The sequence below is a fragment of the Pseudarthrobacter sp. GA104 genome, from assembly GCF_009741265.1.
Lineage (GTDB): Bacteria > Actinomycetota > Actinomycetes > Actinomycetales > Micrococcaceae > Arthrobacter.
The window spans coordinates 2,631,647-2,643,782 of sequence record NZ_WOWL01000001.1 but is presented as its reverse complement, the minus strand read 5'-3'; the positions used below and the strand labels follow the sequence as shown (position 1 = coordinate 2,643,782).

The window sequence follows — 12,136 nt, the reverse complement described above, 5'->3', positions numbered from 1 at the left end:
CCACGGCTCAGTCCGCAGCCGGCAGTCCTCCGGCCTCCACCACCACCGCGCCGCTCGACGTCGTATCCTCCTTCAGCATCCAGCCGACCCGTTTGACGGTCCGCAGCATCACCACGCTCTCCACCAGTTCGATGTCCGGGACCTTCTGCTGCAGTGCCAGTTCGGCGTTCATCACGTCCGCCAGGGACTGCAGCCACATGATGATCACGAAATTGGTGGGGCCTGTGGTGGAGGCGCTGAGCCGGACGTTGCTGATGGTACGGATTTCGGCGGCGGCAGCCTCATGGCGGCCGGCCGGAACGTTCGCGAACCATTGGCAGGTCACCGGGTAGGAAGAGTAGGCCTGCGCAATTTCGCACCGGAACAGCAGGATGCCGCTGGCCAGCACGCGGTTCAGCTGCCGCTGCACTGTGGCCGGGTGGCGCCCCAGCCCCCGCGCGATGTCAGCCGCCGTGGCGCGTCCGTCCCGCGCGAGGTACGGCAACAGGTCCAGGTGGCTCGCCGGCAGTTCACCCTGCGGGTCCGGCCGCCGCGTCCCCGCACCGGCCGAAGCACCCAGCGTCCTCAGGGTTGCCAGCTGGGTCCGGTCCAGGACGTTCAGGCGCCACTCGTCCGCGCTGGTGTGAAGCCGTGTACAAAGCGCCGTCTGGTACTTGGTGAGCCCCTCAACGGTCTTCAGCCGGGCAACAACCCGGCTGCTGAACTCGTCCAACGATTTCGTGATGACGGTCAGCATCAGGTCCCGGTTGCTGGCCGCCTCCTCGACGGTGACGATCTCCGGCACGGCCGCCAATTGCGCCGTGACACTGTCACGAAGATGCATCTCGCAGTCCACCGCAACGAACGCCAGGAGCATCTGCTGCGGATCCCCCACCAGGTGGGCGGTGACCCACGCTGCCCCGCTTGATGCCAGCCGCTCCCACCGGGCAGCAAGCGTGGTGGCGTGGACGCCCAGCACCTTTGACGCATCCGCCCAGCCGAGCCGCGGGGAGGACTGCAGTACCTGGATGAGCGCCAGGTCGTCTTCGCTGAGTTCCACGGATCACCCCTTGTTTCTTCTGCACGAATCCTGCAGAGAGGCCGTACTTGCAGCATATTTCCAGCGGTTTCGAAGGATGTGAACTGCGCCACTCCAGAATAGTCCACAGACCCGGAACGCCAATGCGAGGAGTGACAAGTGCCCGTAACCGAAGATGCGCAGGAACTGCAGGGGGACCTCATCCGCCTCCGCCAGGACCTGCACAGGCACCCGGAAATCGGGCTTCACCTTCCCCGGACCCAGGACAAGGTCCTCCAGGCCCTGGACGGACTTCCCTTCGAGATCACCCTGGGCAAGGACACCACCTCCGTCACCGCGGTGCTTCGCGGCGGCGGCATGGCTGCAGCGGAAAGCACCATGACGAACCGGCCCGCGGTCCTCCTCCGCGCGGACATGGACGGCCTCCCGGTGCAGGAAAAGACCGGCGTCGAATTCTCATCCCGGACGGACGGCGCCATGCACGCCTGCGGCCACGACCTGCACACCTCGATGCTCGCCGGGGCCGCAACGCTCCTCGCCGAGAGGCAGCACCAGCTGCAGGGCGACGTCGTCCTCATGTTCCAGCCCGGCGAAGAAGGCTGCGACGGAGCCAGCTACATGATCCGCGAAGGCGTCCTGGACGCCGCCGGCACCCGGGTCCAGGCGGCCTACGGGATGCACGTGTTTTCCTCCCTCGAGCCCCACGGCACGTTTTGCACAAAGTCCGGCGTGATGCTCAGCTCCTCGGACGGGCTTGAGGTCACGGTACTCGGCGCCGGCGGCCACGGCTCGGCCCCGCACTCCGCGAAGGATCCCGTCACCGTGGCGGCCGAAATGGTCACGGCCCTCCAGGTCATGGTGACCCGACAGTTCAACATGTTCGATCCCGTGGTGCTCTCGGTGGGCGTGCTCCATGCCGGCACCAAGCGGAACGTCATTCCCGAAACGGCGCGCATCGAGGCGACGGTCCGGACCTTCTCCGAGGAATCCCGCCTGAAGATGAAGGAAGCCGTGCCGCGCCTGCTCCAAGGAATCGCTGCCGCGCACGGGGTGGAAGTCCACGTCGACTACCAGGAGGAATACCCCCTCACCATCACCAACGAGGACGAAACCCACACGGCGGAAAAAGTCATCGCAGGGCTCTTCGGCGAGCGCCGCCTCTCCCGTTGGGCCACTCCGCTGAGCGGCTCCGAGGACTTCTCCCGCGTGCTGGCCGAGGTGCCGGGCACCTTCGTCGGCCTCAGCGCCGTCGCCCCCGGCGGCGATCCGGCCACCTCACCGTTCAACCACTCGCCTTACGCAACGTTCGACGACGGCGTGCTGGCTGACGGGGCAGCGCTTTACACCGAACTCGCCACATCGCGCCTGGCGGCGCTGGCAGCGGCGTCCTAGCCGCCGTCGGCCTCCCCCATCCCTATCCCCGCCATCCTCCCCAATCCTCAGGAAGTAACCATGTCCATCGCAGTAAGCAAGCAGCAGACTGGACGCGTGTCCACCGCTAAAACCATCGTCGGGACCGGCATCGGCAATGCCGTCGAATGGTACGACTGGGCCATTTACGCCACGTTCACGCCCTTCATCGCCAGCCAGCTCTTCAGCAAAGCCGATCCCGCGTCGGCCGTGCTGTCCACGCTGGCGATCTTCGCCGTCGGCTTCGTCGCACGGCCCTTCGGCGGCTTCCTCTTCGGCTGGATTGGCGACAGGGTGGGCCGAAAGACGTCCATGACGCTCGCCGTCGGACTCGCTTCACTGGGCAGCCTGATGATCGGCATCGCGCCGACGTTCGCCAGCGTCGGCGCCTGGGCCTCGCTCATGCTGCTGGTGGCCCGCCTGGTCCAGGGCCTGGCGCACGGCGGCGAGCTGCCGTCGTCGCAAACCTACCTCTCGGAAATGGCACCCAAGGAGCACCGCGGGTTCTGGGCAACCCTGATCTACACCTCCGGAACCGTGGGCATCCTGTTCGGCACACTGCTGGGCGCCGTCCTGAACATGACGCTGACCACCGAGGCCATGAACGCCTGGGGCTGGCGGATTCCGTTCCTCCTGGGCGCGGCGATGGGCCTGTACGCGCTGATCATGCGGTCACGGCTGCACGAGACCGATGCCTTCGAAGGCGAGTCCGTCGCCGAAAAGCGCGCTCCGATCTGGCCCCAGATTGTCCGCCACCGCAAGCAGGCGCTGCAGGTCATCGGCCTCACCGTGGGCCTCACGGTGATCTACTACATCTGGGGCGTCGTGGCGCCGAGCTACGCCACCACCGCCCTGAAGATCGACCGCGGCGAGGCGCTGTGGGCCGGCGTGGTCGCCAACATCGTGTTCATCGCCGCACTTCCCTTCTGGGGCAAGCTGTCCGACCGCATCGGACGCAAGAAGGTCCTGTGGTCCGGCGCGATCGGCGGCGGGGTACTCCACTTCCCCATGACCTGGCTGCTGAAGGACTCTGCGTGGCAGCTGGCGGTGAGCATGTCCGTGATGCTGATCTTCATCGCCGCGAGCGCCGCCATTGTCCCGGCCGTCTATGCCGAGCTGTTCCCGACGTCGATCCGCACCGTGGGCGTCGGCGTCCCGTACTCCATCTGCGTGGCAGCCTTCGGCGGAACGGCCCCGTACCTGCAGCAGTGGCTGGGAACCACCTTGGGCGTCCCGCAGGTGTTCAACGTGTATGCGGTGGTCCTGCTGGCCATCAGTGCCGCGTTCGTCTTCACCATTCCCGAGACGAAGGGCAAGGACCTGACCCACTAGGAAGCTGGGGCCGCCCGCCCCGGCGCACCACCGGTCCCCTGCCGCTCACAAGAGCGGCAGGGGACTTTTTGGTGCCGTGCTAGATCCTGGCGTGCATTCCGAAGCTGCGGGGGCGGCCGAACGAGGCCGCGCCCAGGAATTCGACGGCGACGAACGGCTCGTCGCCAACCACCCATTCATCGTGCCCGGGAGGCAGCGCATAAGTGTCATGGGCGTGAATCGTTGACCGTCCACCGTCGGGCGTTTCCACCTCCAGTTGCCCCGATATGCAATAGCCGAGGTGGTGGTGCTCGCAGTAGGGGGTCAGCTCGGAGGGCCTTGCAGAGTCCGACCACCGCCAGCCCGGCGCGAGGATCAGGCGCGCCACGGAGTAGTCGTCAACGGTGACAAGGTCGAATTCCGCCTTGTCCGGGCAACGCTTCGAGTCCGGTGAATCCAAGGACTTGACTGCCAGTTCCCTGATGAAATTTGCCGTCATGAGGTCACAGCCTATGAGTGGTGTGGAGAACGCCCGGCGCGGACCAGGCGATGGAATGGATACCGACGAGCGGCGAAGTTGTATTGAGACCATGTAGCGGCGTGCGCCCCTGCCCCGGCGCCCACCCCTCCACCGGACCGTGCCGATGTATCTCTAACCGTAGCCCTGCAGCACCTGAAGTCAATGGGAAATTTCCTCCCCCTCCCAAACCGGTCCGCCTTGACTCCGGCGCCCATCCTTCCCTAGACTTTTCATAAAGCAGAATCTAAATTCCACAAAGCGAAAACTTGAAGCAAGCCCGCCGCAAAGGAAGATAGATCAAAGCCCTCCCTGGAAGGACCTACGATGACGTACACAGTGAACTGCTCCATCCTCCTTACTGAACTGCCCCTGCTCGAGCGCCCCGCGGCAGCCAAGGCAGCCGGCTTTGACGCTGTCGAGTTCTGGTGGCCCTTCGAGTCCTCAGTTCCCTCCGACACCCAGGTCACCGAATTCGAGAACGCCATCAAGGACGCCGGCGTCCAGCTCACGGGCCTGAACTTCAACGCCGGCAACATGCCGGGCGGGGACCGCGGCCTGGTGTCCTGGACGGGACGCGAGTCAGAGTTCAAGGACAACATCGAGGTTGTTGCCGGCATCGGCGGGCGCCTGGGCTGCAAGGCCTTCAACGCCCTTTACGGGAACCGGCAGGACGGCTCCACCCCCAAGGAGCAGGACGAACTCGCGGTCAGGAACCTGGCGGCAGCGGCAGAAGGCGTCGCCCACATCGGCGGCACCGTCCTCCTGGAACCCGTCAGCGGCGCACCCAAATACCCGCTCCTCACCGCTGATGACGCACTCAAGGTCATCGCCCGCGTGAAGGCGGAGGCCGGCGTCGAAAACATCAAGCTCCTCGCCGACTTCTACCACCTCGCAGTCAACGGGGACGACGTCGAGTCCGTCATCGAAAACCATGCCAAGGACTTCGGCCACATCCAGATCGCCGACAACCCCGGCCGCGGCGCCCCGGGAACGGGCACGCTCCCGCTGGGCCAATGGATCGCCCGCAGCCGCGAACTCGGCTACACGGGCTACATCGGACTCGAATACAAGGAACCGCAGGAAACAGCCTTCAGCTGGGCCATCCGCGAACACGCCTCCCGCTAGTCCACCCGCCCCACCCAACTGAGTAGCGCCAAGTGTCGTTTTGAGCCCTCATAACGACACTTAGCGCTACCTAGTTGGGCCGGGCATCCCCACCGGCACCTCCGGCACCACACAGACTTCAGGAAAGAGAACCATCATGAGCAACGTTGCAGTCATCGGACTCGGAATCATGGGCCTGCCCATGGCCATCAACCTGGTCAAGGCCGGCCACACCGTCACCGGCTTCAACCGCAGCCAGGACAAGATCGACAAACTGGTTTCAGAAGGCGGCAAGGGCGCCACGGGCATCGCTGACGCCGTCAAGGATGCCGACGTCGTCATCACCATGGTGCCGGACTCCCCCGATGTCGAGGGCGTGGTCAGCGGCAAGGACGGCGTCTTCGCCAACGCCAAGCAGGGCGCACTGTGGATCGACGCCTCCAGCATCCGCCCGGACGTGGCCAAGCGCCTCGCCGATGAAGCCCGCGAGGCCGGCATCCGCCCCCTCGACGCCCCCGTTTCCGGCGGCGAACAGGGCGCCATCGACGCCGTCCTCTCCATCATGGTGGGCGGCGACAAGGAAGACTTCGACGACGCCCAGGACGTCCTGAACGCCGTCGGCAAAACCATCGTGCACGTGGGCCCCTCCGGCTCCGGCCAGACCGTCAAGGCTGCAAACCAGCTGATCGTCGCGGTCAACATCGAGGTCCTGGGCGAGGCCATCGCCTTCCTGGAGGCCTACGGCGTGGACACCGACGCCGCCCTCAAGGTCCTCGGCGGCGGCCTGGCCGGCTCCAAGGTCCTGGACCAGAAGGGCCAGAAAATGCTGGACCGCAACTTCGACCCCGGCTTCCGCCTCGCCCTGCACCACAAGGACCTCGGCATCGTCACCTCCGCCGCCCGCGAAGCCAACGTCGCCATCCCCCTCGGCGCCGTCGTCGCCCAGCTCGTCGCCGCCACCGTCAACCAGGGCGACGGCAGCCTCGACCACTCCGGACTCTTCAAGCAGGTCCTGCAACTCAGCGGCAGGAAATAAGCACCAGCGCCACAGGCGCCTAAGAAACACCAGCAGGGGACCCGCCGTCGTCCATGAAAACGACGGCGGCTCCCTCAGCACACCCAAAAACAGACTTTTCAAGCTTTCAAGGAGCACCCCATGAGCAAGATGCGTACCGTTGATGCAGCGGTGGCCATCCTGGAAAAGGAAGGCGCCATCGAGGCGTTCGGCCTGCCAGGCGCCGCAATCAACCCCTTCTATTCCGCAATGCGCGCCCACGGCGGGATCCGCCACACCCTGGCCCGCCACGTTGAAGGCGCAAGCCACATGGCGGACGGTTACAGCCGCGCCAAGGACGGCAACATCGGCATCTGCATCGGCACCTCCGGCCCTGCCGGCACCGACATGATCACCGGCCTGTACGCCGCCTGGGCCGACTCCATCCCGATGCTCTGCATCACCGGCCAGGCCCCCGTGGCCAAGCTGCACAAGGAAGACTTCCAGGCCGTGGACATCGAGTCCATCGCCAAGCCCGTGACCAAGATGGCCATGACCATCCTGGAGCCCGGCCAGGTTCCCGGCGCCTTCCAGAAGGCCTTCCAGCTGATGCGCTCCGGCCGCCCCGGCCCGGTGCTGCTGGACCTGCCGATCGACGTGCAGATGGCCGAGATCGAGTTCGACATCGACACCTACGAGCCCCTCCCCGTCGAAAAGCCCAAGGCCTCCCGCAAGCAGCTCGAAAAGGCCCTGGACATGCTGACCGCGGCCAAGCACCCGCTGATCGTGGCCGGCGGCGGCATCATCAACGCCGGCGCCTCGGCCCAGCTGGTTGAGCTGGCCGAGATCCTGGACGTCCCCGTCATCCCCACGCTGATGGGCTGGGGCACCATCCCGGACGACCACCGGCTGATGGCCGGCATGGTGGGCCTGCAGACCTCCCACCGCTACGGCAACGAGAACTACCTGCAGAGCGACTTCGTGATCGGCATCGGCAACCGCTGGGCCAACCGCCACACCGGCGGACTGGACACCTACACGGCCGGCCGCAAGTTCGTGCACATCGACATCGAGCCCACGCAGATCGGCCGCGTGTTCTCCCCGGACCTGGGCATCGCGTCCGACGCCGGCGCCGCGCTGGCAGGGCTGGTCGAGCTCGCCAAAGAGCGCAAGGCGGCAGGGTCCCTGCCGGATTACAGCGCCTGGGTTGCCGAGTGCCAGGACCGCAAGGCCTCCCTGCACCGCAAGACGCACTTCGAGAACATCCCCATCAAGCCGCAGCGCGTGTACGAGGAGATGAACAAGTCCTTCGGCCGCGACACCATCTACGTGTCCACCATCGGCTTGTCCCAGATCGCCGGCGCGCAGATGCTGCACGTGTTCGGACCGCGCAAGTGGATCAACGCCGGCCAGGCGGGCCCCCTGGGCTGGACCGCCCCGGCAGCCCTCGGCGTGGTCCGCGGCAAGCCGGACGAGACCGTGGTGGCCTTGTCCGGAGACTACGACTTCCAGTTCATGATCGAGGAACTGGCCGTGGGTGCGCAGTTCAACCTGCCGTACATCCACGTGGTGGTGAACAACTCCTACCTGGGCCTGATCCGCCAGTCGCAGCGCGGCTTCAGCATGGAGCAGAACGTGTCCCTGGCCTTCGAGAACATCAACAGCACCCACCTGTCCGAGGAAACCCGCGGCTACGGCGTGGACCACCTCAAGGTGGCCGAGGGCCTGGGCTGCAAGGCCGTGCGCGTGGAGGACCCCAACGATCTCGCCGCCGCGTTCGACAAGGCCAAGGCCCTCATGGGCGAGTTCCAGGTTCCTGTCGTGGTGGAAGTGATCCTGGAAAAGGTCACCAACATCTCCATGGGGCTGGAAATCAACGCCATCAACGAGTTCGAGGAACTGGCAGAATCGGCAGCAGACGCCCCCACCGCCATCCTGGCTCTGCAGGGCTAGAACGAGAAAGACAGACACTGCCATGCGCATCGTCATTGCCCCGGATAAATTCAAGGGCTCCCTGTCCGCCCCGGAAGTCTGCAGCCACCTGGAAAAGGGGCTTCAGGCCGCGGCCGGCGGGAACCTTGAGGTGGCCCGGATTCCAGTAGCCGACGGCGGCGAAGGGACCCTGGACGCCGCGGTCGGCTCAGGCTTCACCCGCCGCAGCGCCGTGGTGGCCGGGCCCTCCGGCGAACCGGTCACGGCCGAGTTCGCGGTCCGGGGCAATGAGGCAGTCATCGAGATGGCGGCCGCCTCGGGCCTGGCACTGCTCTCCGCCCAGGCATTGGTTGGCGGAAGGCCAGGCTCGACGGCGGCACGCACCGCCACGAGCCTGGGCACCGGCCAGCTCATCGCCGCCGCCCTGGACGCCGGCTGCAACCGCATCATCCTTGGGGTTGGCGGCAGCGCCAACACCGACGGCGGCGCCGGAGTCCTGCAGGGGCTCGGTGCCCGGTTCCTCGACAGCGAGGGCAACGAACTTCCGCCCGGCGGCGCCGCCCTGGCCCGTCTGGACCGGATCGACTTCAGCGGCTTCGAACCCCGCCTGAAGGACACACGCTTTGTGCTGGCATCCGACGTCGACAATCCCCTGCTGGGCGCCCAGGGCGCCGCGGCGATTTTCGGCCCGCAAAAGGGTGCCACGCAACAGGACGTCGACGTGCTCGACGCCGCCCTGGCCAGGTTTGTCGAAGTCCTGGCCAGGGAAATCGGTCACCGCGCAATTAAAGCGGCGGAAGCCCCGGGCGCCGGAGCGGCAGGCGGCGTTGGCTACGCAGCCATCGCCGTCCTCGCCGCGACCCGCCGCCCGGGCATCGACGTCGTCCTCGAATTCACGGGGCTGGTGGACCGGCTGGCCGGCGCCGACCTCGTGATCACCGGCGAGGGCAGCCTGGACGAACAAAGCCTGTTGGGCAAGACACCCATGGGCGTTGCCCGCGCAGCCGCCGCCCAAGGCGTCCCGGTGATCGCTGTGTGCGGCCGGACCACCCTTGAAACCGGCCAGGCAAGCGCCGCCGGATTCGAGGACGTCTACGCTTTGACCGAGCTTGAAAGCAATATAAACAGGTGCATGACAGAGGCAGCGCAGCTTCTCGAGCAACTGGGAACACAGATCGGCGGAAGGCTGGCCGGCGATACGCTGGCCCGTTCCGCCACCACCAAGGAGGACCTCCATGTCTGAAGAACGTTTTGACCTGGTCATCCGCGGCCAGCGCATCCTCACCACGGCCGGGCTGGCACCCCGCGAAGTGGGAGTCCGCGGCGGGAAGATCGTGGCCCTCGAACCGCTGGGCAACGGCCTGGCCGGTGCGGAGGTCATTGAGCTGGCCGACGACGAAACCCTGATCCCCGGCCTCGTGGACACCCATGTGCACGTCAACGAGCCCGGCCGCACCGAGTGGGAGGGCTTCGCCTCCGCCACCCGCGCGGCGGCAGCCGGCGGCGTGACCACCATCATCGACATGCCGCTGAACTCCGTCCCGCCCACCACCACCGTGGAGAACCTCAAGCTCAAGCGCGAGGTGGCCGAGGACCAGGCGTTCATCGACGTCGGGTTCTGGGGCGGCGCCATCCCCGGCAACAAGGCCGACCTTCGCCCCCTGCACGACGAGGGCGTCTTCGGCTTCAAATGCTTCCTCCTGCACTCGGGCGTGGACGAGTTCCCGCACCTGGACGCGGACGAGATGGAGGAGGACATGGCCGAGCTCAAGTCCTTCGACTCCCTCATGATCGTCCACGCCGAGGACTCGCACGCCATCGACCGCGCACCCCACCCCGGCGGCGACCACTACTCCACGTTCCTGGCCTCCCGCCCCCGTGGCGCCGAGAACAAGGCCATCGCCGAGGTCATTGAACGCGCGCGCTGGACCGGTGCGCGTGCCCACATCCTGCACCTCTCGTCGTCGGACGCCCTGCCCATGATCGCCAGCGCAAAGCGCGACGGCGTGAAGCTCACCGTGGAGACGTGTCCGCACTACCTGACGCTGATGGCCGAGGAAATCCCGGACGGCGCCACTGCCTACAAGTGCTGCCCGCCCATCCGTGAGGCCTCCAACCGGGAACTGCTGTGGCAGGGCCTGCAGGACGGCACCATCGACTGCATCGTCTCGGACCACTCCCCCTCCACCCTTGACCTGAAGGACCTGGAAAACGGCGACTTCGCGGTGGCCTGGGGCGGCGTCTCGTCGCTGCAGCTGGGCCTGTCCCTGATCTGGACCGAGGCACGGCACCGCGGCATCCCGCTGGAGCAGGTGGTCAGCTGGATGGGTGAGAAGCCGGCAGCCCTGGCCCGCCTGTCCAACAAGGGCCAGCTGGCGCTCGGCTATGACGCGGATTTCGCCATCTTTGCCCCGGACGAGGCGTTCGTTGTGGACGTGTCCAAGCTCAAGCACAAGAACCCCATCACCCCCTACGACGGCAAGGCTCTTTCCGGCGTGGTCCGCAAGACCTTCCTGCGCGGCGCCGTGGTGGACGGCCAGACCCCCACGGGCAAGCTGATCCGCCGCGGCGGAGTCTAGGACGCGCCATGGCAGTGGAAGCACACCAGCCCGGGGTGCCCCGGCACCTGGTTCAGGCCAAGCGCGCTGCTGCCCGCGGGCTGGCCGTGTGGGTGGTTCCCGGGGAAGGCACAAGCCCCGAGCTCCTGGCCCGCGCCGCCCGGCTTGTCCTTGCCAAGGCCCTCGAAACTGCTCCGGAGGCGGAAGTCCATTGGCCTGCCGCCGGAGCCACCACGTCCGGGGTCTCCGCCACGGAAGGAGCCGCAGACCACTCCTCCCGCACTCCTTCCGCGGCGGAGGACCCCGGCGATACCCCGGCGCCCAACGAGGCCGACGCCGGCACCTGCCTGCCGCCGTCGGCCGGCCCTGTGAGCCGGGTCGCCGTGGACCTCGCCGCGGACACCGTCCTGCTGGACGGCAGCCCCGTGCCGCTGACCGGCGTCGAATTCAAGGTGCTCAGGTACCTGGTGACCCACCTGTCCCGGGCTGTCAGCAGGGAGGAACTACAAGAGTTCCTGGAGTCGCTGCAGTTCCCCGGCGCCTCAGCCCGGGCCATCGATGTCTATGTGGGCCGGGTCCGCCGGAAACTCGGGAATGCCCGCCATGCCGTGGCCACCGTCCGGGGCGGCGGATACCAGTTTGTGCCCGGTTCCTGCGCCACCGTCCGAGGCCCGGCGGAATACAGCATATGACGCCGGAGTTGTATGACTAAGCGCGAACCCGCTTCACTTGATGTTTGCCCGTAACTGACGAGTCTTCCGAAGGAACGCCATGAGCCCCACCCTGACCACCAAGCTTCAGCCCGGAACCCAGGCCCCTGATTTCACCCTCCAGGACGCCCAGGGCCGCGAGACTTCCCTGGCCGATTACCGTGGCAAGAACGTCATTGTGTACTTCTACCCCAAGGCCGCCACCCCCGGCTGCACCACCGAGGCCTGCGACTTCCGCGACAGCCTGGCCTCCCTGCAGGGCAAGGGCTACGAGGTCATCGGCATCTCCCCCGATGCCCCGGAGGCGCTGGCCGGCTTCACGGGCGACTTCTCCCTGACCTTCCCGCTCCTCTCCGATCCCGACCACGCCGTTGCCCTGGCCTACGGCGCCTGGGGCGAGAAGCTCGTCAACGGCGAAATCGTCGAGGGCCTCGTCCGCTCCACCGTGGTGGTGGACCCCGAAGGCAACGTCACCCTTGCCCAGTACCAGGTGACGGCCGACGGCCACGTCGCGGCCCTGAAGGAAGCCCTGGGGATCTAACGCTCCCGCACTTAATGTCGGGTTTCCCCGGACGCTCC

At 66.8% G+C, this 12,136-nt stretch carries 11 protein-coding genes; 9 read left to right on the top strand and 2 right to left on the bottom strand.

The genetic code is table 11. The features are described from left to right. Nucleotides 1-7: 7 nt before the first annotated feature. Nucleotides 8-1,039, bottom strand: a complete 1,032-nt coding sequence (locus GK109_RS12045; RefSeq protein ID WP_323057485.1) for an Lrp/AsnC family transcriptional regulator — start codon at nucleotides 1,037-1,039, stop codon at nucleotides 8-10. 138 nt (nucleotides 1,040-1,177) lie between these two features. Here GK109_RS12045 and GK109_RS12040 point away from each other — a divergent pair, with 138 nt between their 5' ends. Both GK109_RS12040 and GK109_RS12035 read left to right on the top strand, forming a co-directional pair. Next, nucleotides 1,178-2,410: a M20 family metallopeptidase gene (locus GK109_RS12040; protein WP_370460563.1), complete on the top strand. Its 1,233-nt coding sequence runs from the start codon at nucleotides 1,178-1,180 to the stop codon at nucleotides 2,408-2,410. A gap of 60 nt (nucleotides 2,411-2,470) precedes the next feature. Further along, entirely contained in the window at nucleotides 2,471-3,760 is a 1,290-nt protein-coding gene (locus tag GK109_RS12035; protein ID WP_157240682.1) for an MFS transporter, read from the top strand. Nucleotides 3,761-3,839: 79 nt separating this feature from the next. On the opposite strand, the gene GK109_RS12030 is transcribed toward GK109_RS12035, so the two are convergent. Next, nucleotides 3,840-4,238 (bottom strand): cupin domain-containing protein, encoded by a 399-nt coding sequence (locus GK109_RS12030; RefSeq protein WP_157240680.1) that lies wholly within the window; start codon nucleotides 4,236-4,238, stop codon nucleotides 3,840-3,842. Nucleotides 4,239-4,583: 345 nt separating this feature from the next. Here GK109_RS12030 and GK109_RS12025 point away from each other — a divergent pair, with 345 nt between their 5' ends. The 7 genes from GK109_RS12025 to bcp all read left to right on the top strand — a co-directional run bounded on the left by GK109_RS12025 (nucleotide 4,584) and on the right by bcp (nucleotide 12,098). Beyond that, on the top strand, nucleotides 4,584-5,384 hold the full coding sequence (locus tag GK109_RS12025) for a hydroxypyruvate isomerase family protein (protein WP_157240678.1): 801 nt from the start codon (nucleotides 4,584-4,586) through the stop codon (nucleotides 5,382-5,384). 85 nt (nucleotides 5,385-5,469) lie between these two features. Then, nucleotides 5,470-6,399 (top strand): 2-hydroxy-3-oxopropionate reductase, encoded by a 930-nt coding sequence (locus GK109_RS12020; protein WP_370460781.1) that lies wholly within the window; start codon nucleotides 5,470-5,472, stop codon nucleotides 6,397-6,399. A gap of 120 nt (nucleotides 6,400-6,519) precedes the next feature. Then, a complete protein-coding gene (gene gcl / locus GK109_RS12015) occupies nucleotides 6,520-8,310 on the top strand; it encodes a glyoxylate carboligase (protein WP_157240674.1) in 1,791 nt (596 codons plus the stop codon). A gap of 22 nt (nucleotides 8,311-8,332) precedes the next feature. Next, nucleotides 8,333-9,532 carry a glycerate kinase gene (locus GK109_RS12010; protein ID WP_157240672.1) on the top strand — a complete coding sequence of 400 codons (1,200 nt, stop codon included), beginning with the start codon at nucleotides 8,333-8,335 and terminating at the stop codon, nucleotides 9,530-9,532. Beyond that, the gene (gene allB / locus GK109_RS12005) at nucleotides 9,525-10,868 is read left to right on the top strand and encodes an allantoinase AllB (protein ID WP_157240670.1); all 1,344 of its coding nucleotides are present in this window, start codon (nucleotides 9,525-9,527) and stop codon (nucleotides 10,866-10,868) included. The genes GK109_RS12010 and allB overlap by 8 nt, the downstream gene beginning before the upstream one ends. An 8-nt stretch (nucleotides 10,869-10,876) precedes the next feature. After that, entirely contained in the window at nucleotides 10,877-11,539 is a 663-nt protein-coding gene (locus tag GK109_RS12000; RefSeq protein WP_157240668.1) for a winged helix-turn-helix domain-containing protein, read from the top strand. 79 nt (nucleotides 11,540-11,618) lie between these two features. Then, on the top strand, nucleotides 11,619-12,098 hold the full coding sequence (bcp, locus tag GK109_RS11995; protein WP_157240666.1) for a thioredoxin-dependent thiol peroxidase: 480 nt from the start codon (nucleotides 11,619-11,621) through the stop codon (nucleotides 12,096-12,098). Nucleotides 12,099-12,136 lie beyond the last annotated feature (38 nt).

Bases quoted from the DNA above. Each gene is read 5' to 3' on its own strand.
- GK109_RS12035 (WP_157240682.1), top strand. From the start codon at position 2,471: ATGTCCATCGCAGTAAGCAAGCAGCAGACTGGACGCGTGTCCACCGCT.
- GK109_RS12030 (WP_157240680.1), bottom strand. From the start codon at position 4,238: ATGACGGCAAATTTCATCAGGGAACTGGCAGTCAAGTCCTTGGATTCA.
- GK109_RS12025 (WP_157240678.1), top strand. From the start codon at position 4,584: ATGACGTACACAGTGAACTGCTCCATCCTCCTTACTGAACTGCCCCTG.
- gcl (WP_157240674.1), top strand. From the start codon at position 6,520: ATGAGCAAGATGCGTACCGTTGATGCAGCGGTGGCCATCCTGGAAAAG.
- GK109_RS12010 (WP_157240672.1), top strand. From the start codon at position 8,333: ATGCGCATCGTCATTGCCCCGGATAAATTCAAGGGCTCCCTGTCCGCC.
- allB (WP_157240670.1), top strand. From the start codon at position 9,525: ATGTCTGAAGAACGTTTTGACCTGGTCATCCGCGGCCAGCGCATCCTC.
- GK109_RS12000 (WP_157240668.1), top strand. From the start codon at position 10,877: ATGGCAGTGGAAGCACACCAGCCCGGGGTGCCCCGGCACCTGGTTCAG.
- bcp (WP_157240666.1), top strand. From the start codon at position 11,619: ATGAGCCCCACCCTGACCACCAAGCTTCAGCCCGGAACCCAGGCCCCT.